Here is a 1,864-nt window from a genome sequence, read left to right as displayed (position 1 = left end):
CGCGCTGGAGCGGGCCAAATGGACGTTCGGCCGTCGTCGAGAGGATGCGGAGCCGTTACTGATGCTGCCAGGCGAAGGTCCGTCGTCGTACGACCTCCCCGCGCCCTTGCCGTCAAGTGCACTCCAAGTCCTATGCTGACGCCCCCAACCCGCCCCCGCCTGCGACGGAGCACTGGAATGCGTTATCGAGCCCTCGGCAAGACCGGCATCGAGGTCAGCACCCACTGCCTCGGCACGATGATGTTCGGTGCCGTCGGTAACCCCGACCACAAGGACAGCGCACGCATCATTCACGCTGCGCTCGACGCCGGGATCAACTTCGTGGACACCGCCGACATGTACTCGGCCGGCGAATGCGAGGAAATCGTCGGTAAGGCACTCAAGGGCAGACGCGACGACGTCGTGCTTGCCACGAAGGTGCACTTTCCGCTGGGGGAGGGACGCAACCGCAGCGGCAATTCGCGCCGCTGGATCCTCAAAGCCGTCGAGGACAGTCTGCGGCGCCTGGACACGGACTGGATCGACCTCTACCAGGTGCACCGTCCCGACCACACCACCGACATCGAGGAGACGCTGTCCGTCCTCAGCGACCTGGTGAGGGCAGGCAAGATCCGGACGTTCGGCTGCTCCACGTTTCCTGCAGAGGACCTCGTCGAGGCTCGCCATGTGGCGGAGCGGCGCGGACTGATGCGGCTGCGCACGGAGCAGCCGCCGTACTCGATTCTCGCGCGCGGCATCGAACGGTCCGTGCTGCCCACCGCGCAGCGCCTGGACATGGGAGTGCTGACCTGGTCACCGCTCGCCTCGGGATTTCTGTCCGGCGCGTATCGCGAGGGCCGGTCCGTCGACCTCACCACCGGCCGCGCCAAGCTCACTCCGCACCGCTTCGACCCCGCCATCCCCGGCAACGCCGCGAAACTCGCGGCCGTCGAGCAACTCGTCACTCTCGCTGAGGAGGTGGGCTGCATCCTGCCGGAACTGGCCGTCGCCTTCCCGTTGGTGCACCCGGCCGTCACGTCCGTGATCATCGGTCCGCGCACCATGGCCCAGCTCGCCTCGCTGCTCAAGGGGGCTGACCTGCTGCTCGACGACGCGGTGCTCGACCGTATCGACGAGATCGTGGCGCCCGGCACCGATCTCTACCAGGCCGACGGTGCCTGGCAGCCGCCGTCGCTCACCGAGCGCGCGTGGCGCAGGCGCCCGGCTGGAGAGCGGGCGGCTGCGGACTGACCAGGCAGTTGAGGACCTGGACTCCACCGACCGTCGAAGCGCAGATTGCGCCTTTCCCGGTAATCGATCACGACGTTGCGTGATCGTTCAGATGGTTCGGTCGTACTCGAGCTGAAGCAGTACGAGGGCCGCGGCGGCGATCTGGGTGATCCGGCCGGGATCGAGGCTGACCCGGCGCAGGGCCTTGAAGGTGGTCTTGAGCATGGAGTTGGCTCGTTCGCACACGCCGTGGATGCCTCGGATGATTTTGTTGTAGGTCTGCTGGGCCTCGGTCAGCTTGCCCCCTGCGGGCTTCTTGACCGGGTGGCGGAAGCCGTCTCCGGCGTTTTCGTACCCGAGATCGACCAGGGTCGGCACGCCCAGCTCTGCTGCGACACGGTTGAGCGCGTCGATCAGGCCGTGCCGACGGGCGCAAGTGGTGTCGTGCTCACGGCCTGGGCGGACCGGTGAGACCCAGATCGGCCAGCCGTCCGGCGTGGAGATGACCTGCACGTTCCCGCCGTGATGCCGGTGCTTGCCCGACCACCACAGGTCCGCGCCGTTGGGGCCGGGGGCCGCGACCCGGTCGGTGCGGACCACGGTGCCGTCCAGGTTGAGGTGGGTCAGGCCGGCCGCCTTGGCCCGCTCCAGCGCA

General features: G+C 67.9%; 2 protein-coding genes. One reads left to right on the top strand and one right to left on the bottom strand.

Annotation, left to right across the window (positions count from 1 at the left end):
- Nucleotides 1-177 precede the first annotated feature (177 nt).
- Nucleotides 178-1,230 carry an aldo/keto reductase gene (locus tag AB0L71_RS32635; protein WP_365250364.1) on the top strand — a complete coding sequence of 351 codons (1,053 nt, stop codon included), beginning with the start codon at nucleotides 178-180 and terminating at the stop codon, nucleotides 1,228-1,230.
- Nucleotides 1,231-1,317: 87 nt separating this feature from the next.
- Here the strand turns inward: AB0L71_RS32635 and AB0L71_RS32630 are convergent.
- On the bottom strand, nucleotides 1,318-1,864 hold a 547-nt coding region (locus AB0L71_RS32630), incomplete at its 5' end, for a transposase family protein (protein ID WP_365250361.1).

The sequence above is a fragment of the Streptomyces sp. NPDC052052 genome, assembly GCF_040680455.1.
In the GTDB taxonomy this organism is placed as follows: domain Bacteria; phylum Actinomycetota; class Actinomycetes; order Streptomycetales; family Streptomycetaceae; genus Streptomyces.
This window is presented reverse-complemented; position numbering and strand designations above follow the sequence as displayed.

Coding starts and splice junctions, on each gene's coding strand:
- AB0L71_RS32635 (WP_365250364.1), top strand. CDS start 178: ATGCGTTATCGAGCCCTCGGCAAGACCGGCATCGAGGTCAGCACCCAC.